The 17837-nt window shown below is 70.3% G+C and carries 18 protein-coding genes and 1 riboswitch; of the genes, 14 read left to right on the top strand and 4 right to left on the bottom strand.

Annotated features, from left to right (window positions below):
- Positions 1-31: 31 nt before the first annotated feature.
- Positions 32-1150: a glycine cleavage system aminomethyltransferase GcvT gene (gcvT, locus tag StrepF001_RS24960; RefSeq protein WP_129800466.1), complete on the bottom strand. Its 1119-nt coding sequence runs from the start codon at positions 1148-1150 to the stop codon at positions 32-34.
- A 143-nt stretch (positions 1151-1293) separates the two neighbouring features.
- Positions 1294-1393, bottom strand: a riboswitch (glycine riboswitch).
- A 245-nt stretch (positions 1394-1638) separates the two neighbouring features.
- On the opposite strand from gcvT, the gene StrepF001_RS24955 reads away from it, so the two are divergent.
- The 10 genes from StrepF001_RS24955 (at position 1639) to StrepF001_RS24910 (ending at position 12567) form a co-directional block, all read left to right on the top strand.
- Complete coding sequence (locus tag StrepF001_RS24955) at positions 1639-2307, top strand: AAA family ATPase (RefSeq protein WP_129800465.1); 669 nt, start codon at positions 1639-1641, stop codon at positions 2305-2307.
- A gap of 68 nt (positions 2308-2375) precedes the next feature.
- Positions 2376-3182 carry an enhanced serine sensitivity protein SseB gene (locus StrepF001_RS24950; RefSeq protein WP_129800464.1) on the top strand — a complete coding sequence of 269 codons (807 nt, stop codon included), beginning with the start codon at positions 2376-2378 and terminating at the stop codon, positions 3180-3182.
- A 183-nt stretch (positions 3183-3365) separates the two neighbouring features.
- On the top strand, positions 3366-4163 hold the full coding sequence (locus StrepF001_RS24945; protein ID WP_129800463.1) for an enhanced serine sensitivity protein SseB C-terminal domain-containing protein: 798 nt from the start codon (positions 3366-3368) through the stop codon (positions 4161-4163).
- A gap of 342 nt (positions 4164-4505) precedes the next feature.
- Complete coding sequence (locus StrepF001_RS24940) at positions 4506-5513, top strand: ABC transporter permease (protein ID WP_129800462.1); 1008 nt, start codon at positions 4506-4508, stop codon at positions 5511-5513.
- A 70-nt stretch (positions 5514-5583) separates the two neighbouring features.
- Positions 5584-7383 carry an ABC transporter substrate-binding protein gene (locus StrepF001_RS24935; protein WP_129800461.1) on the top strand — a complete coding sequence of 600 codons (1800 nt, stop codon included), beginning with the start codon at positions 5584-5586 and terminating at the stop codon, positions 7381-7383.
- A 110-nt stretch (positions 7384-7493) separates the two neighbouring features.
- Positions 7494-8492, top strand: a complete 999-nt coding sequence (locus tag StrepF001_RS24930; protein ID WP_129800460.1) for an ABC transporter permease — start codon at positions 7494-7496, stop codon at positions 8490-8492.
- Positions 8489-9583 carry an ABC transporter ATP-binding protein gene (locus StrepF001_RS24925; protein WP_129800459.1) on the top strand — a complete coding sequence of 365 codons (1095 nt, stop codon included), beginning with the start codon at positions 8489-8491 and terminating at the stop codon, positions 9581-9583. The genes StrepF001_RS24930 and StrepF001_RS24925 overlap by 4 nt, the downstream gene beginning before the upstream one ends.
- A 14-nt stretch (positions 9584-9597) precedes the next feature.
- A complete protein-coding gene (locus StrepF001_RS24920; protein WP_240797673.1) occupies positions 9598-10953 on the top strand; it encodes a dipeptide ABC transporter ATP-binding protein in 1356 nt (451 codons plus the stop codon).
- A 65-nt stretch (positions 10954-11018) separates the two neighbouring features.
- A complete protein-coding gene (locus StrepF001_RS24915) occupies positions 11019-11696 on the top strand; it encodes a trimeric intracellular cation channel family protein (RefSeq protein WP_129800457.1) in 678 nt (225 codons plus the stop codon).
- Positions 11697-11721: 25 nt separating this feature from the next.
- Positions 11722-12567, top strand: a complete 846-nt coding sequence (locus tag StrepF001_RS24910) for a thioesterase family protein (protein WP_129800456.1) — start codon at positions 11722-11724, stop codon at positions 12565-12567.
- Positions 12568-12639: 72 nt separating this feature from the next.
- Here the strand turns inward: StrepF001_RS24910 and StrepF001_RS24905 are convergent, their stop codons facing one another.
- Complete coding sequence (locus StrepF001_RS24905; RefSeq protein ID WP_129800455.1) at positions 12640-13266, bottom strand: TetR family transcriptional regulator; 627 nt, start codon at positions 13264-13266, stop codon at positions 12640-12642.
- Between the two features lie 146 nt (positions 13267-13412).
- Between StrepF001_RS24905 and StrepF001_RS45735 the strand changes: the two genes are divergently transcribed.
- From StrepF001_RS45735 to StrepF001_RS24895, 3 genes are all read left to right on the top strand, one after another.
- Positions 13413-13580 carry a hypothetical protein gene (locus tag StrepF001_RS45735; protein WP_165396358.1) on the top strand — a complete coding sequence of 56 codons (168 nt, stop codon included), beginning with the start codon at positions 13413-13415 and terminating at the stop codon, positions 13578-13580.
- Between the two features lie 43 nt (positions 13581-13623).
- Positions 13624-13890 carry a DUF4190 domain-containing protein gene (locus tag StrepF001_RS24900; RefSeq protein ID WP_129800454.1) on the top strand — a complete coding sequence of 89 codons (267 nt, stop codon included), beginning with the start codon at positions 13624-13626 and terminating at the stop codon, positions 13888-13890.
- Positions 13891-14010: 120 nt separating this feature from the next.
- Complete coding sequence (locus StrepF001_RS24895) at positions 14011-15174, top strand: cysteine desulfurase family protein (RefSeq protein ID WP_129800453.1); 1164 nt, start codon at positions 14011-14013, stop codon at positions 15172-15174.
- On the opposite strand, the gene StrepF001_RS24890 is transcribed toward StrepF001_RS24895, so the two are convergent.
- A complete protein-coding gene (locus StrepF001_RS24890) occupies positions 15171-15851 on the bottom strand; it encodes an N-acetylmuramoyl-L-alanine amidase (protein ID WP_129800452.1) in 681 nt (226 codons plus the stop codon). The genes StrepF001_RS24895 and StrepF001_RS24890 overlap by 4 nt on opposite strands.
- A gap of 60 nt (positions 15852-15911) precedes the next feature.
- On the opposite strand from StrepF001_RS24890, the gene mnmA reads away from it, so the two are divergent.
- The gene (gene mnmA, locus StrepF001_RS24885; RefSeq protein WP_129800451.1) at positions 15912-17042 is read left to right on the top strand and encodes a tRNA 2-thiouridine(34) synthase MnmA; all 1131 of its coding nucleotides are present in this window, start codon (positions 15912-15914) and stop codon (positions 17040-17042) included.
- 7 nt (positions 17043-17049) lie between these two features.
- Here mnmA and StrepF001_RS24880 read toward each other — a convergent pair whose 3' ends face one another.
- Complete coding sequence (locus StrepF001_RS24880; protein ID WP_129800689.1) at positions 17050-17829, bottom strand: alpha/beta hydrolase; 780 nt, start codon at positions 17827-17829, stop codon at positions 17050-17052.
- Positions 17830-17837 lie beyond the last annotated feature (8 nt).

Below are 17837 nucleotides of genomic sequence, written 5' to 3'. Positions count from 1 at the left end.
GCGGGGTCACGCCGGACCCGCGGGCCGGTGTCTACTTCTGGCGCTTGTAGAAGGGCAGCGCCACGACCTCGTACGGCTCGTGGCTGCCCCGGATGTCCACGCCGACCCCGGGCGTGCCCGGCGCCGAGTGCGCGGCGTCGACGTACGCCATCGCGATCGGCCTGCCCAGCGTGGGGGAGGGGGCACCGGAGGTGACCTCACCGATCACCGCACCGCCGACGACCACGGCGTACCCGGCGCGCGGCACCCGGCGGCCCTCGGCGACCAGGCCGACCAGGACGCGCGGCGGCTCGGAAGCGGCACGCTCGGCGGCCTCGGCGAGGGCCGCACGCCCCACGAAGTCGCCCTCCTTGTCGAACTTCACGACCCGGCCGAGCCCGGCGTCGAAGGGCGTCAGCGAGGTCGACAGCTCGTTCCCGTACAGCGGCATGCCCGCCTCCAGGCGCAGCGTGTCCCGGCAGGACAACCCGCACGGGACCAGGCCGACAGCTTGGCCGGCCTCGGTCAGCGCCTGCCACAGCGCGACGGCGTGCTCCGGCTGCACGAACAGTTCGAAGCCGTCCTCGCCGGTGTAGCCGGTGCGTGCGATCAGGGCGGGGACACCGGCGACGGTGCCGGGCAGGCCGGCGTAGTACTTCAGGCCGTCGAGGTCGGCGTCGGTGAGCGACTTCAGGATGCCGGGGGACTCCGGGCCCTGGACGGCGATCAGGGCGTACGCGTCCCGGTCGTCGCGGACGGCGGCGTCGAACCCGTCGGCCCGCTCGGTCAGCGCGTCGAGCACCACCTGGGCGTTCGAGGCGTTCGCCACGATCATGTACTCGGTCTCGGCGAGCCGGTAGACGATCAGGTCGTCCAGGATGCCGCCGTCCGCCCGGCAGATCATGGTGTAGCGGGCGCGGCCGGCCTTGACGCCGCCGATGTTCCCGACCAGCGCGTAGTCCAGCAGGGCGGCGGCCTGCGGGCCGGTCACGGTGATCTCGCCCATGTGGGAGAGGTCGAAGAGCCCGGCCCGGTGACGCACGGCGAGGTGTTCGTCGCGCTCGGAGCCGTAGCGCAGGGGCATGTCCCAGCCGGCGAAGTCGGTCATCGTCGCGCCGAGCGAGCGATGCAGGGCATCGAGCGCGGTGCGGCGGAGTGCGGTACTGCTCATCGGTCGGTCTCCAAGGGCATGACGGGAAGGTCGTTCCTCCCCATCTGTCATCGGAACCTGAGAGGTTCGCCATGACCACTTGTCGGTCCTGGCTTGCACCTTGGGTGGGGCCACTGCACGCAGGGCCCGCTTTTCAGATGTGCCTCGCCCGCGCGGTAACGGGGCCTGAGAGATTCAAGGGAGGGACTTGCTCCTTCGGCGCCCCGACGGCAGTGCTGCCGGGGACTCTCCCGCGCGGATTCAAGCGGCCGGTATGCAGTTGGCGCGGCCATCATTGCATGCATCGGCCGGGTGCGGCAGGGTCACCTTGCCGGGCCTTTACCGGGCCGGCGAACAGCGGCCGCACAGATTCCGCACAGCCGGGCTGGGCATGCTGTAGCAGCGCTGTTGCAGGAAGGGGACGGAAACAGGAGACGTCGAGCATTACTTTCTCTTTACACTCGACGGGGATGGGAACTCGTGAACCGCCCCAGGGGAGGACGATCACGGTGAACAGGACCACGGCGTACGCCACCACCTCGGGCCTCGCGCTGCCCAAGCAGCCGACCACCCCGGCCAGGGAGGCGTGCGCTCCGCTGCCGTCACCCGTCGTCCGCGACCTGCGCGAGCGGGAGGGCCGCAGCCCGCACGCGCTGCTCTTCGGGCCCCGCGACCTCGTCGTGGTCACGGGCCTGCCCGGCAGCGGCAAGTCGACCCTGATGCGCAGGGCGGTGCGCGGACTGCGCATCGACTCCCAGGACACCCGCGACCGCTGGGACGGCCGCATGCCCGCCTGGCTGCCGTACGCGGTCTACCGGCCTCTCGTCCGCCTCGCCCACTACGCCGGACTGCGCCGCACCCTGCGCACCGGCGAGCCGGTCGTCGTGCACGACTGCGGTACGCAGGCCTGGGTGCGCGCCTGGCTGACCCGCGAGGCCCGCCGCCGCGGCGGCACCCTGCACATGCTGCTGCTCGACGTCACCCCCGAGCAGGCCCTGGCCGGCCAGCGCGAGCGCGGCCGCGGGGTCTCGCGGTACGCGTTCCTGCGCCACCGCCGGGCCGCCGGCCGCCTGGTGCGCCGTACGGAACGCGGTGACCTGCCGCACGGCTGCGGCGGCGCGGTCCTCCTCGACCGGGAGGCGGCGGACACCCTGCGCCGCATCGGCTTCGTGGGCTGAGGGGATCCGCCCCATGAGGGGCGTTAGCCTTTCAGCCGCAGTAGAGGTACGGAGCAGGCGGTAGGCAGATGGACGACTTCCCGGCGGACTTCCCCCCGGACCTTTCCGGGGGTTTCCCGGCGCAGGCGCACCCCCATCCGCACGGCGGATGGCCCGGCAACGAGCTGGAGGAGGTGCTGTCGGCCTCCCTCGGTGTGCCCTCGGCCGGCGGCCGGATCGTCGAGGTGCTGGGCCGCAGCTTCGTGTGGGTGCCGCTGCCGAACGGCGGCGGCCCGCACAGCGGCCCGCTCGACCTGCCCACGCTGGACATCGAGGGCCAGGCCTACGTGCCGGTCTTCAGCTCCGAGGAACAGTTCCGGCAGGTCGTCGGCTCCCACATGTCGTACACCGTGGCCCCGGCCGTGGAGTTCGCCCGCGGCCTGCCCCCGCAGGCGGGCATCGTCGTCAACCCGGGCGGCGTGGTCGGCATCCCGCTGCCGCCGCCCGCCGTGGCCGAACTGTGCCGGGCCGGGCGCACCCCGCTCGACGGGCTCACGAGCGGCGGCCGCGTCCGCCTCTTCGAACCCGACTGGCAGGACGACCCGGTCGACTTCCTCGCGGCGGCGTCCGCGGAGTTCGAGGGCATCGGCGTGGTCCTGACGGCCCGTCGCTGCCTGGCGGCGATCGAAACGGCGGACCCGGTGATGTTCGTAGGAATCGAACTCTCCCAGTGGGAGGGCGATCAACGGGCAGCTCCCTTGGACGCGCTGGGCCGGGCGTTGGGCCGGGTCCCGGTGAAGTGGCCGGTCAACCTGGTCCTCATGGACGTGGCGCAGGACCCGGTGGTCGCCTGGCTGCGCGAGCGGGTGCGCCCCTTCTATCGACGGGACTTCTGAACGTCCGTCAGGGGAGTGCCCCCGGGGGGCGCGGGGCTGTGTCCGATATGCGGCTCCTCGCCCACCGTGGGCGCGACAAGTCATAACGAAAACCCGCACTCGCCGACGGACAACGAGCCCCAAGCTCTTGGGCGCATAAGCTGGTTTCATACTCTGGGCGAACTCAGTGAAGGGGCGGTACAAGTGAGCGCCAGCGGCATCGCGGCGGGCCAGGTCGAGCACATGCTGCGCCAGGTGACGCCGGGGCGTTACGACGCCTACGAGGCACTGCTGCGCGCCCTCGCGACTCCGTCCTCCGGCCAGATCTGGATGCTGCTCTGGCACGGCCAGGCCGGCTCCCCGGACGCCCAGTACGGAAACATGGAGGTCGAGGGGTACGGCTACGCCCCGTGCGTCACCTCCGCCCAGGAGCTGTCGGCCAGCGGCTGGAACCGCTCCTACGAGGTCGTCGACGGAGTCGACGTCGCCCGCACCCTCTACCCCGACCACTACGGCCTCTGGCTGAACCCGCACGCCCCCGGCGGCGGCGTCGGCATCCCCTGGCTCGACCTGCGCCGGATCGCCACCGGATTGGACCGACAGCCGTCGGGCCCGCTGCGGCTGTCCGAACCCGGCATCCAGATTCCGCAGTTCTATGCCCTTTTGTCGCAGAACGCCCACCGCACCCCAGCCGTCCGCTCGTTGCGCCGCGCCTGGGTGCAGCCCGCTCTCGGGGCGCCGTATCTCGCCATCGGGCTGGATGTGTACGACACCTCGCCGCCCGCCGTCGACTCGGTGCGCACGATGATGCAGCAGTCCATCGGCGCGGTCCCGGACGGGCTGCCGGTGTCGACCGTCGCGATGTCCGACGAGTACGACCCGGTCGCGATGTGGCTGCGCGCCAACGCCCGCCCCTTCTACGACCGTGAGGCACACGCCGCCGCCCCGGCCCAGGCGCCGGCCGCCGGGTACGGCTTTCCGCCGGTCCAGGGACGGTACTGACCGGAACCGGCCCCCTGTCGCTCCTGTGGTCCGTACCAGGGCTTCTTCTTCGCGCGTAGACAAGGGTAGAAAGATGCCTCTTGTCCTAATCGCCCCACTTGGTACCCGTCCGACCCCCGTTAACCACTGTCCGGATAACGGAAACCCCAGGACAGCATCACGGTTACGCATCCATTCACCGTCAAGTCTGGCAACAGATCGCCAAAGCGTTGAAGACTCCCGCTCCAGGGGTGTTCTTCCGCGTCTTCGTCCGGAGGGCGCCCCTGTGTACGACGGACTGATCACGCCGCTACAGCGGCAAGTGCGGGCCGGTTACCGCCGGTTGAGAGGGGTCCCTGCCAGATGACGGCACCATTGCACGAGCCGACCGCGGAAGCGGCCCCGAGTGCGGCCGAGGAAGCGGCGCTGGTCAGCGGCGACGCGAAGGCCGTACAGGGCCGGTCCTTGGGGCGGATCGCCTGGGAGCGCCTCAAACGCGACAAACTGGCCCTCACGGGCGGCATCGTGGTGCTTCTCCTGATCCTGGTCGCCGTGCTCGCGCCGGTCATCACCGGACTGGTCGGGCAGGACCCCGAGGCCCACCACGAGGACCTGATCGACCCGCTCTTCGGCACCCCCATCGGCTCCTTCGGCGGCATCAGCGGCGAGCACCTGCTCGGCGTCGAACCGGTCAGTGGCCGCGACATCTTCGCCCGGATCGTCTACGGCGCCCAGATCTCGCTGCTCGTCGGCTTCCTGTCCGCCGTCGTCGCCGTCATCCTCGGCACCGTGCTGGGCATCCTCGCCGGCTTCTTCGGTGGCTGGGTCGACTCCGTCATCAGCCGGGTGATGGACGGACTGCTGGCCTTCCCGCAGCTGCTGTTCATCATCGCGCTGGTCTCCGTCATGCCGAACGAGATGCTGGGACTGACCGGCACGGGTGTGCGCCTGTTCGTGATGATCCTGGTCATCGGCTTCTTCGGCTGGCCCTACATCGGACGCGTGGTGCGCGGCCAGACGCTCTCGCTGCGTGAGCGCGAGTACGTCGAGGCGGCCCGATCGCTGGGCGCCGGGCGGCTGTACATCCTCTTCAAGGAGCTGCTGCCCAACCTGGTCGCACCGATCATCGTCTACACGACGATGATGATCCCCACCAACATCCTCACCGAGGCGGCACTCAGCTTCCTGGGCGTGGGCGTCAAGCCGCCCACGGCCTCCTGGGGGCAGATGCTCTCGAACGCGATCGACTACTACGACTCGGACCCCATGTACATGGTGGTCCCCGGCGTGGCGATCTTCCTCACCGTTCTTGCCTTCAACCTCTTCGGCGACGGCGTGCGTGACGCGCTGGACCCGAAGGGCTCCCGCTGAACTGCCGTACCCCAAGCGACCCGTGGCCCAAAGCACGGGGTCTCTCATCTAATCCGGAGGATCCGAGATCGTGACTACCCAACGCACCTCAGGGCGGCGCAAGCAGGCCATGGCCGCTGCCGCCGTGGTCGCCGCGCTGCTGACCACGGCGGCGTGCGGCGGCGGCGGCAACGGCGACGGCGACGGTGGCTCGAAGGACGGCGCGGCCGGTTTCGACGCCGCCAACAACAAGGTCGCCCAGGCCGACCTGGCCAAGAAGGGCGGCACGCTGAAGTTCGCGGGTGCCCAGGACGCCGACTCGTGGGACACCACGCGCGGCTACTACGGCTTCATGTGGAACTTCTCCCGCTACTACGCCCGTCAGCTCGTCACGAACAAGGCCGAGCCGGGCAAGGCCGGTGCCGAGCTGGCGCCCGACCTCGCCACCGGGCTCGCCGAGGTCTCCGACGACGGCAAGACCTACAAGTACACCCTGCGTGACGACGTGACGTGGGAGGACGGCAAGCCGATCACCTCCAAGGACGTCAAGTACGGCATCGAGCGCGTCTGGGCGCAGGACGTGCTGGCCGGCGGTCCGGTCTACCTGAAGGACGTCCTGGACCCGAAGGGCGAGTACCAGGGCCCGTACAAGGACAAGTCCAAGGACAAGCTCGGTCTGAAGGCCATCGAGACGCCCGACGACAAGACCATCATCTTCAAGCTGCCGAAGGCCAACTCGGACTTCGAGGAGATGCTGGCCCTGGTCTCGGCCTCGCCGGTGCGCCAGGACAAGGACACCAAGTCCAAGTACGGCCTGCACCCGTTCTCCTCCGGCCCGTACAAGTTCGAGTCGTACGAGCCCGGCAAGTCCCTGAAGCTGGTCCGCAACGAGAACTGGAAGCAGTCCTCCGACCCGATCCGCAAGGCCTACCCGGACGCGATCACGGTCAACTTCTTCTCCAACGCCAATGACATGGACCAGCGCCTGATCAACGGCGACTACCACCTGGACATCAACCAGACCGGCATGTCGCCGCAGGGCCGCACCACCGCCCTGAAGGAGCACAAGGCCAACCTGGACAACCCGGTCTCCGGCTACATCCGTTACGCGGTCTTCCCGCAGAGCGTGAAGCCGTTCGACAACGAGCACTGCCGCAAGGCCGTGATCTACGGCGCCGACCACGTCTCCCTGCAGACCGCACGTGGCGGCCCCATCGCCGGTGGTGACATCGGCACCAACATGCTGCCGCCGTCCGTGCCGGGCTCCGAGGGCCAGAAGTACGACCCGTTCGAGCTCGCCACCGCCAACAAGAGCGGCAACGTCGCCAAGGCCAAGGAAGAGCTGAAGGCCTGCGGTCAGCCGAACGGCTTCAAGACCACCATCGCGGTCCGCAACAACAAGCCGGTCGAGGTGGCCACCGCCGAGTCCCTCCAGGCCTCGCTGAAGAAGGTCGGCATCAACGCCGAGATCGAGCAGTACGACGGCTCGCAGACCAGCGGCATCATCGGCAGCCCCTCCAACGTCGAGAAGAAGAAGTTCGGCATCATCATCATGGGCTGGGGCCCCGACTTCCCGACCGTCCAGGGCTTCGGTCTGCCGCTGTGGGACAGCAGCTACATCCTTGAGAGCGGCAACAACAACTACGCGCTGATCAAGGACAAGACGATCGACGGCCTGTTCGACGACTACGTCAACACGCTGGACGACGCCGAGAAGACCAAGATCGCCACGGAGATCAACCACAAGGTGATGGAGGGCGGCTACTACCTGCCCTTCGTCTTCGAGAAGTTCATCAACTGGCGCTCGAGCGACCTGGCGAACGTCTACACGTCCGACGGCTACAGCGGCATGTACGACTTCGTCAACCTCGGTCTGAAGAGCTCGAAGTAAACCCGGCACACCCGCCGTACGGCACGAAAGGCAGGTGAAGGCCGGCGTGGCGTGACCGCGGGCCATCGGACGACCTCCGGTGGCCCGCGGTCCGCGGCGGGCCGAGAGCTGTGCTCACTTACCTCATCAGGCGGCTGTTCGCCGCCGCAGTGATGCTGGTGGTCATCATGGTGGTGGTCTTCAGCATCTTCTTCCTCGTCCCCAAGTGGGTGGGCGTCGACATCGCCACGAGCTTCGTGGGCAAGCAGGCCGACCCCGCCGCCGTCGAGGCCGTGCGGACGAAGCTGGGTCTGGGCGAACCGATCTACGTCCAGGTCTGGGAGTTCTTCAAGGGCATCTTCGCGGGCCGCACCTACGCGGCCGGCGGTGACGTCACGCACTGCTCCGCGCCCTGCTTCGGCTACTCCTTCCGCAGCGAGCAGGCCATCTGGCCGGTGCTCACCGACCGCTTCCCGGTGACCCTGGGTCTGGCGCTCGGTGCCGCGCTGCTGTGGCTGGTCTTCGGTGTCGCCGCCGGTGTGCTCTCCGCCCTCAAGCGCGGCACCCTGTGGGACCGCGGCGCGATGGTCGTCGCACTGGGCGGTGTCTCCCTGCCCATCTACTTCACCGGCCTGCTGAGCCTGGCGATCTTCAGCTACGGACTCGGCTGGATCGACGGGCAGTACGTGCCGCTGGAGGAGAGCTTCTCCGGCTGGCTGGGCGGCATGATCCTGCCGTGGGTCACCCTCGCGTTCCTGTACGCGGCGATGTACGCCCGGATCACCCGCGCCACCATGCTGGAGATCCTCGGCGAGGACTACATCCGCACCGCACGCGCCAAGGGCCTGCGCGAACAGGTGGTCATCGGCAAGCACGCGATGCGCTCGACGATGACGCCGATCCTGACCATGCTCGGCATGGACCTCGGCGCCCTCATCGGCGGCGCGATCCTGACCGAGACCACGTTCAGCCTGCCCGGCCTCGGCCAGGCGGTGCTCAACGCCATCAAGACCCAGGACCTGCCCATCATCCTGGGCGTCACCCTGATCACCTCCCTCGCGGTGCTCCTGGCCAACCTCGTGGTGGACGTCCTGTACGCCGTGATCGACCCCCGAGTGAGGCTCGCATGACCGAACTCAGCAAGACCGGAGCGGCCGTGGGCGAGCCCACCACCGCTGCCGCCCCGACCGCCTTCCTCGAAGTGCGCGACCTGAAGGTGCACTTCCCGACCGACGACGGCCTGGTCAAGTCCGTCGACGGGCTCAGCTTCCAGCTGGAGAAGGGCAAGACCCTCGGCATCGTGGGCGAGTCGGGCTCCGGCAAGTCGGTGACCTCGCTCGGCATCATGGGCCTGCACACCGCCGGCCAGTACGGCAAGCGCAAGGCGCAGATCTCCGGCGAGATCTGGCTGAACGGCACCGAGCTGCTGTCCGCCCCCGCCGACCAGGTGCGCCGGATGCGTGGCCGCGAGATGGCGATGATCTTCCAGGATCCGCTGTCCGCGCTGCACCCGTACTACACGATCGGCCAGCAGATCGTGGAGGCGTACCGCATCCACCACGACGTCGACAAGAAGACCGCCAAGCGGCGCGCGGTGGAGATGCTCGACCGGGTCGGCATCCCGCAGCCCGACAAGCGGGTCGACAGCTACCCGCACGAGTTCTCCGGCGGTATGCGCCAGCGCGCGATGATCGCGATGTCGCTGGTCAACAACCCCGAACTGCTCATCGCGGACGAGCCGACCACCGCCCTCGACGTGACCGTCCAGGCGCAGATCCTCGACCTGATCCGCGATCTGCAGAAGGAGTTCGGCTCCGCCGTCATCGTCATCACCCACGACCTGGGCGTCGTCGCCGAACTGGCCGACGACCTGCTGGTGATGTACGGCGGCCGCTGCGTGGAGCGCGGCCCCGCCGAGAAGGTGTTCTACGAGCCCCGCCACCCCTACACCTGGGGCCTGCTCGGCTCGATGCCGCGCCTGGACCGTGAGCAGCAGGAGCGCCTCGTCCCGGTCAAGGGCTCCCCGCCCTCTCTGATCAACCTCCCGTCCGGCTGCGCCTTCAACCCGCGCTGCCCGTACGCGGACATCCCGAAGGACGACGTCACCCGCACGGTCCGCCCCGAGCTGACCGAGGTCGGCAGCCGGCACTGGGCCGCCTGCCACATGTCGCAGGAGCAGCGGGAGCGGATCTGGACCGAAGAGATTGCGCCGAAGCTGTGAGCGAGGAAAAAGCAGTGAGTAGCCCTGCGCAGAGCGACGGTGCCACGCTGACCGCGGACGCCGCCCCCGGCGAGACCCTGCTGAAGGTGACCGGGCTGCAGAAGCACTTCCCGATCCGCAAGGGTCTGCTCAAGCGGCAGGTCGGCGCGGTCCGTGCGGTGGACGGCATCGACTTCGAGGTGCGCTCCGGCGAAACCCTGGGCGTCGTGGGCGAGTCCGGCTGCGGCAAGTCGACGATGGGCCGCCTGATCACCCGGCTCCTCGAACCGACGGCCGGTACGGTCGAGTTCGGGGGCAAGGACATCACACACCTCGGCGTCGGCGGGATGCGTCCGCTGCGCCGTGACGTGCAGATGATCTTCCAGGACCCGTACTCGTCGCTGAACCCGCGCCACACCATCGGCACGATCGTCGGCGCCCCCTTCCGGCTGCAGGGCGTCACGCCCGAGGGCGGCATCAAGAAGGAAGTGCAGCGGCTGCTGTCGGTGGTCGGTCTCAATCCCGAGCACTACAACCGCTATCCGCACGAGTTCTCCGGCGGCCAGCGTCAGCGCATCGGCATCGCCCGCGCGCTGGCCCTGAACCCGAAGCTGGTCGTGGCCGACGAGCCGGTCTCCGCGCTGGACGTGTCGATCCAGGCGCAGGTCGTGAACCTGCTGGACGACCTCCAGCAGGAACTGGGCCTGACGTACGTGATCATCGCGCACGACCTGTCGGTCGTCCGGCACGTCTCCGACCGGATCGCGGTGATGTACCTCGGCAAGATCGTCGAGCTCGCCGACCGGGACAAGCTGTACCGGTCGCCGATGCACCCGTACACCAAGGCCCTGCTGTCGGCGGTGCCGATCCCGGACCCCTCCCGCAAGTCGGCCAAGAGCGAGCGCATCCTGCTCAAGGGCGATGTGCCCTCGCCGATCTCCCCGCCGAGCGGCTGCCGCTTCCACACCCGGTGCTGGAAGGCGACGGAGATCTGCAAGACCACCGAGCCGCCGCTGCTCGAGCTGCGCCCCGGCCAGCAGGTGGCCTGCCACCACCCGGAGAACTTCGAGGACCAGGCCCCGCAGGACACGGTGCTGCTCACCGCGGCCAAGGAGGCGGCGGAGCTGGTGGCGGACGAGGTGCTCGCGGAGTCGGCGGAGACGAGCGCGGCCGTGGCGAAGGCGGTGGCTGCGGAGTCGGCGGGGTCGGACGTGTCCGGTTCGGCGGACTCGTCGGATTCTGACGCGGCGGACTCGGAGTCGGCGGGCTCGCCGGATTCGGACGCCGCGGGCTCGTCGGGTTCGGACTCGTCGGGTTCGGACTCGGAGCCGTCGGAGGAGACCGTGACCTCCGACGGCGCCGACGACACCCCGAAGGCGGCCGACAAGTAGCCGTGTGACGGGGCGTGCACCTTGCTTCGGCAGGTGCACGCCCCGCCGCGCGTCAGAATGTTCGGGTGCTCCAGCAACTGTTCAGCCCTTCCGTCCAGCACACGCTCGACCTGATCGGCATCTTCGTCTTCGCCATCTCCGGTGCGCTGCTGGCCGTCCGCAAGAACTTCGACGTCTTCGGCATCGCCGTCCTCGCCGAGGTCACCGCGCTGGGCGGCGGGCTGTTCCGGGACCTGGTCATCGGAGCCGTACCGCCGGCCGCGTTCACGGATCTGGGGTACTTCGTCACCCCGCTGTTCGCCGCCCTCCTCGTCTTCTTTCTGCACCCGCAGGTGGAACGCATCCAGACCGGCGTGAACGTCTTCGACGCGGCCGGTCTCGGCCTGTTCTGCGTCGCGGGCACGACGAAGGCGTACGAGTACGGACTCGGCCTGCACGCCTCCGCGGCCCTCGGCCTCGCCACCGCCGTCGGGGGCGGTGTGCTGCGGGACGTCCTCGCCAACGAGGTGCCGTCCCTGCTGCGCTGGGACCGCGATCTGTACGCCGTCCCCGCGATCGTCGGCGCCACGATGGTGGCGTTCTGTATCCGCTTCGACGCCCTGACCCCGCTGACCAGCGGACTTGCGGCCGTGACGGCTTTCGTCCTGCGGCTGCTGGCCATGCGGTTCCACTGGCGGGCGCCGCGCGCGTGGAACCGGCGGTCGACGGTACGCGAGGAGGAACCCTCAAAAGCTACCGCTTAGTAATTTTCTGTTGTACGGTACCGGCATGGCTCAGGCATCCCAGGCGACCATCGGCAGCAGCGAGTTCGACCGAGACACCGCTGTCACCCGGCGCGCGGAGGGCGTCTACGACATCGACCTCTCGGCCGGCTGGACGATCATCAACGCCGTCAACGGGGGCTATCTGCTGGCCGTCCTGGGCCGCGCCCTCGCCGACGCCCTGCCGCACCCGGACCCGTTCACCATCTCCGCGCACTACCTGACCGCCTCCCGGCCGGGCCCCGCGGTCGTCCGCACGGACGTCGTGCGCACCGGCCGGACCCTGTCGACGGGTCAGGCGTCCCTCTTCCAGTACGACGAGCAGGGTGGCGAGGTCGAACGGATCCGCGTCCTCGCCTCGTACGGCGACCTCGGCACGCTCCCCGACGACGTCCGTACGGCCGCGAAGCCGCCCGCCATCCCGCCGATGGACCAGTGCTTCGGACCCGAGGACGGACCCGCCCCGGTCCCCGGCAGTTCGGCCATCACCGACCGCCTGATGCTCAAGCTCGACCCCTCGACCCTGGGCTGGGCCCTCGGCTCGCCGTCCGGCAAGGGCGAGATGCGAGCCTGGTTCGGCCTGAAGGACGGCCGGGACGCCGACCCCTTCTCGCTGCTTCTGGCGGTGGACGCGCTGCCGCCCACCGCCTTCGAACTCGGTATCTCCGGCTGGGTGCCGACGGTCGAACTGACCGTGCACATACGGTGCCGCCCGGCGCCGGGCCCCCTCCGGGTGTCCATCACCACCCGCAACCTCGCCGGCGGTTTCCTCGAGGAGGACGCCGAGGTCTGGGACAGCGCGGACCGGCTGGTCGCCCAGTCCCGGCAGCTGGCGCGGGTCCGGCTCGGCTGACGGGGTCCGCGGGGTCCTGTTCGGGGCAAGCCGGCAGGGCTGACCCCGATCCCGGACGGGTCCGTCCGGCCGTCAGTCCAGCCAGTGTGCGCGGCCGATGCTGATCAGCCGCAGTCGGCGGGCGGCGAGCCGGGTGACGCGCTGCCGTTCCTCCTCGGGACCCTCCAGGGCCTCGAGGAAGAGCGAGGCCGCGATGAGCATCTGGTCGACGTACAGGCCCGCGAGCATCAGCAGATCGTCGTCGCTCCAGCCTTCGGCCATGGGGTCGGTGACCAGCGCCGCCTTCACCTCCTCGGTGAACCGGGCCAGTTCGTTCCGGATGGCCTCCCGCACCGGCCGGACCCCGCCGTGCTGCTCGCGGGCGATGAAACGGACGTGGGAGGGGTACGCGTCCACGTGACGGGCGATCAACTCCACGGCGCGCGTGATGCGTTCGTCGCTGTCGCCCGCCGTTGACACGATCGTGCGGATCATCGGGTGCAGACTGCCCAGTGCCTCCTCCACCAGCGCCACGCCGAGGTCCTCGGTGGAGCGGAAGTGCCGGTAGAAGGCGGTCGGGGCGACCCCGACGGCACGGGTGACCTCGCGCAGACCCAGGCTGCTCAGGCTCTGGCCCTCCAGCAGCTCCAACGCCGCTTCCAGCAGCGCCTGTCGGGTCTTCTGCTTCTGCGCCTGCCGCAGGCCGAGGGTGTGACTCATGCCATGCAGTTAACAACTGTTCTCCGGAATTTAAAAGTCATGAGACAGGCTAGACTGGGAAGTCAGTGAACAACTGTAACTACAATCGTTCACCGAGCCTGCGGGTGAGAAGCCACCCGCGGGCATCCGGAGGGGGATACCGACCCATGCTGTTCCTCGTCGCCGCACTCCTGCTGCTCGGCCTGGTCATGGGCACCGTGGCCCACGCACCGCTCACCTTCACCGTCGTCGCGGCCGTCGTGATCGCCGGCTGGCTCGGCGTCTTCGCGCTCCGCGAGCGCCACGGCCGCCGCCGCGCCGCTCGGACGAACTGACCACCGTCCATCCGACCGATCCGCTCGTCGGGAGCTGACCACCATGCACCTCACCGCACCGGCCACGCGCCGCACCGGAATCCGGGACACCGACGGCATGGCCGTCGCGTCCTTCGTCCTCGGCCTCCTGGGCCTGCTCGTCCTGAACATCTTCCTCGGCCCGATCGCCATCGTCCTGGCTGCCGTGGCCCTCGCGCGGGGCACCGGCCGCCGGGGCCGGGCCTGGCTGGGCCTCGGGCTGGGCGTCGCCGACCTCGTCGTACTCGCCGCGTTCATGCAGGCGGACAACACGATCTCGTGGAGCTTCTGATTCCGGACTCTGGCGTCGGATTCCTGTCTGTCCGGCGGTGACAGGGCCTGGCCGCGACGGCCGGAACTGGTCGTGGGCAGCGAGGGCCGACCGGGACGGGGCCGTAGAATCGGCCTCACCATGGCTTATCTCGATCACGCCGCGACCACCCCGATGCTTCCGGAGGCGGCTCAGGCGCTGACCGCCCACCTCGGCATCACGGGCAACGCCTCCTCCCTCCACGCATCCGGCCGTGCCGCGCGGCGAACCGTCGAGGAAGCCCGCGAGACCCTCGCGGAAGCCCTCGGCGCCCGCCCCAGCGAGGTCGTCTTCACCTCCGGCGGAACGGAGGCCGACAACCTCGCCGTCAAGGGCCTGTACTGGGCCCGCCGCGACGCCGACCCGGCCCGCACCCGGGTCCTGGCCAGCCCCGTGGAACATCACGCCGTCCTCGACGCCGTCCACTGGCTCGGCGAACACGAGGGCGCCACCGTCGAGTACCTCCCGGTCGACTCCTACGGCCGGGTCCACCCGGACACCCTCCGCGAGGCCATCGCCCGCAACCCCGACGATGTCGCCCTGGCCACCGTCATGTGGGCCAACAACGAGATCGGCACCGTCCTGCCGGTGGCCGAACTCGCCGCGACCGCCGCCGAGTTCGGCGTCCCGCTGCACGCCGACGCGGTCCAGGCCGTCGGCCAGCTGCCGGTCGACTTCGCCGCCTCCGGGCTCGCCGCGATGACCGTTTCCGGCCACAAGATCGGCGGGCCGTACGGTATCGGCGCGCTCGTCCTCGGCCGGGAGCACACCCCCGTACCCGTCCTGCACGGCGGCGGCCAGGAACGCCACGTCCGCTCCGGCACCCTCGACGTCCCCGCGATCGCCTCCTTCGCGGTCGCCGGCAAGCACGCCGCCGAACACCGCGAACGCTTCGCCCGCGAGATCGGTGCCCTGCGCGACGACCTGATCGACGCGATCCGTACGGCGGTGCCGGACGCGATCCTGGGAGGGGACCCGGTGGACCGCCTCCCGGCCAACGCCCACTTCACCTTCCCCGGCTGTGAGGGCGACTCCCTGCTGCTGCTCCTGGACGCCCAGGGCATCGAGTGCTCCACCGGCTCCGCCTGCACCGCGGGCGTCGCCCAGCCCAGCCACGTCCTGCTCGCCACCGGCACCGACCCGGACCTGGCCCGCGGCACCCTCCGCTTCTCCCTCGGCCACACCTCCACACCGGCCGACGTCGAGGCGGTCGCCAAGGCCATCGGCCCGGCGGTGGAACGCGCCCGCGCGGCGGGACTGACCTAGGGCCTGGCCTGGGCCGGCGTCGCGGTGGTATCCGCCTGCCGTACGAGCTTCATGTACCGGTCCCAGTCCCAGTGCTCGCCCGGATCCGTGTGGTCCGTCCCCGGCACCTCGACGTGGCCGATGATGTGCTCGCGGTCGACGGGTATGGCGTAGCGCCGGCATATCTGCGCCGTCAGACGGGCGGACGCGGCGTACATCGCGTCCGTGAGGTCCTGGGGGCGGTCGACGAAGCCCTCGTGCTCGATGCCGACGCTGCGTTCGTTGTAGTCCCGGTTGCCCGCGTGATAGGCGACGTCCAGCTCGCGGATCATCTGCGCGATGTGACCGTCGTTGCGGACGATGTAGTGGGACGCCGCGCCGTGGCCCGGGTCCTGGAAGACCTTCACCGCGCTGTCGAAGCTGCCCTGGGTGACATGGATGATCACCATGTCGATCGTGTAGTCGTCCGGCCGGTCCGCCCGCCGCCAGTTCGCCGACGAGGCCGCCACCCAGCGCGCACCCCGGTAGTCGACGGCGCCCGCCACCCGCGGCTTCTCCACCCCGGGCACCTGCCACCACAGCCGCGACAGCTCGTCGCGCGCCAGCACGGCCCCGGTGCCGACCGCGGCCGCGGCCCCACCGAGGATCAGTGACCGTCGCCCGATTCGCCGGCCGGAGCCGCCCTTCTTCTCTTCCATGTGAGCGAGAACGGATACTCGCAGGCTCCGGTTCCCGCGCCCCCGTACCCTGGAAGCGTTATGACTGACACCCCGCAGCGCCCCCGCCCCCTCCGCGTCCTCGCCGCCATGTCCGGTGGCGTCGACTCCGCCGTCGCCGCCGCCCGCGCGGCGGAGGCGGGCCACGACGTGACCGGCGTCCACCTCGCGCTCTCCGCGAACCCGCAGTCCTTCCGCACCGGCGCGCGGGGCTGTTGCACGATCGAGGACTCCCGCGACGCCCGCCGCGCCGCGGACGTCATCGGCATCCCGTTCTACGTCTGGGACCTCGCCGACCGCTTCCGCGAGGACGTCGTCGAGGACTTCGTCGCCGAGTACGAGGCGGGCCGCACCCCGAACCCCTGCCTGCGCTGCAACGAGAAGATCAAGTTCGCCGCGCTGCTGGACAAGGCGCTCGCCCTCGGCTTCGACGCGGTGTGCACGGGCCACTACGCGAAGGTCGTGTTGAACGAGGACGGCACGCGCGAGCTGCACCGCGCCTCCGACATGGCCAAGGACCAGTCCTACGTTCTCGGCGTCCTGGACGAGAAGCAGCTGGCGCACGCGATGTTCCCGCTCGGCGACACGGTGACGACCAAGGACGAGATCCGCGCGGAGGCCGAGCGCAGGGGGCTGGCGGTGGCCAAGAAGCCCGACTCGCACGACATCTGCTTCATCGCCGACGGTGACACCCAGGGCTTCCTCGCCCGCCGCCTCGGCAAGGCCGAGGGCGACATCGTCGACGAGTCCGGCACCCGCGTGGGCACCCACGAGGGGGCGTACGGCTTCACCATCGGCCAGCGCAAGGGCCTGCGCATCGGCACCCCCGCCCCCGACGGCAAGCCGCGCTACGTCCTCGACATCTCGCCGGTGGACAACACGGTGACGGTCGGCCCCGCCTCCGCCCTGGACGTCAGCGCCCTCACCGCCGTCAAGCCCCGGTGGTGCGGTGTGGCCCCGGCCGGCCCCGGCACCTACACCGCCCAGCTGCGCGCCCACGGCGGCGAGACCGAGGTGACCGCCGAACTGGTCGACGGTGAGCTGCGGGTGCACTTCACGGAGCCGGTGCGGGGCGTGGCCCCGGGCCAGGCGATCGTGCTGTACGACGGCACGCGCGTGGTGGGGTCGGCGACGATCGCGTCGACGGTACGGGCGACGGCGGGCGTGGCCTGAGCCGCACTCACTCGCTGAAGAACTCCGCCAGCACCGGCGCCAGGACCTGCGGATCCACCATGTGCGTCTGGCCCTCGAGGACGCGGTACGCGCCCTGGGGAGCGGCGTCCGCGACCGCTCGGGCCGCCTGCCTCATCCAGCCGGGGCTCGCCCCGCCCGCGAGGGCCAGGACGGGGACGGTGATCGCGGCCAGCCGGTCCCGGGGGACCCGGCCGTCGCCCATGACTGCGTCGTCGTACGCCAGGCTCGGCGCGATGGTCTCCATACCGGACCACAGGGGGGACTGGCGCGCGCCCTGGATCATCTCCTCGGCCAGGCCGGTCAGTCTCAGGAACAGCTCGACGGCGTCGCCGCGCCGCCCCTGCGCGAGCGCCTCGGTGAGCCGCTCGCTGTACTCGGCGCGCCCCTTCGCCGCGACCTCGTCCATGGCGAACGGCACCTCGTACACGGCCACCTGACGCACCGGCAGCCCGCTCGCCGCCGCATGAAGCGCCAGCGCGCCGCCCGACGAGATGCCGTACAGCGCCGCCTCGCCGCCCTCGGCCTCGATCAGTGCCGCCAGGTCCTCGACCTCGCGCTCCACCGTGTACGGCGTCGTGTCGCCGCTCTCGCCGCGGCCCCGGCGGTCGTACACGACGACGCCGAAGCGGTCCGACAGAGGCCCGGCCAGCGGCGCCACCGTGGCGCCCGCCGACATCGCCCCGCTGACCAGGACGACTACCGGGCCCTGTCCGATGCGCTGGTACGCGATGGGGGTGCCGTCGCGCGAGATGGTGTTCTTGTCCATGCCTGTGG

This window comes from Streptomyces sp. F001 (genome assembly GCF_004187715.1).
In the GTDB taxonomy this organism is placed as follows: Bacteria; Actinomycetota; Actinomycetes; order Streptomycetales; family Streptomycetaceae; genus Streptomyces; species Streptomyces flavusporus.
This window is presented reverse-complemented; position numbering and strand designations above follow the sequence as displayed.